Origin of the sequence: Sulfitobacter sediminis, assembly GCF_040811725.1 — a bacterium.
Taxonomy (GTDB): Bacteria; Pseudomonadota; Alphaproteobacteria; order Rhodobacterales; family Rhodobacteraceae; genus Sulfitobacter; species Sulfitobacter sediminis.
In genome coordinates this window covers 1-257 of the sequence record NZ_JBFNXX010000182.1, presented here as the reverse complement: position 1 = coordinate 257, position 257 = coordinate 1, and the positions used below count along the sequence as shown (strand labels likewise).

Genomic DNA, 257 nt, shown 5'->3' with positions numbered 1-257 from the left:
GAGCAGGTACTGGCGCGCTGCATTGCCGAGGGACGGGTCGGCGGCGAGAGCTTTGGAGCAGATGCTTCGCTCAGCAAGGCTGATGCCAGCCGTTATACGAAGGTGGACTTCTCGGGCTGGTCTGCAGCAGATGCGGTAAACCGGGCGACGCAGGAATACCTCGACACGCTCGATGATGCTGCCTTCGGCGCGGCGACACCGGTAAAGCCGAAGGCGATCTCGCCCGCCGACCAGGCCGCGCGATTGACTGGCTCCAA

At 64.2% G+C, this 257-nt stretch carries 1 pseudogene; it reads left to right on the top strand.

The features are described 5' to 3' along the window. Window positions 1-257, top strand: a pseudogene (locus AB2B41_RS23605) (IS5/IS1182 family transposase); the annotation flags it as partial.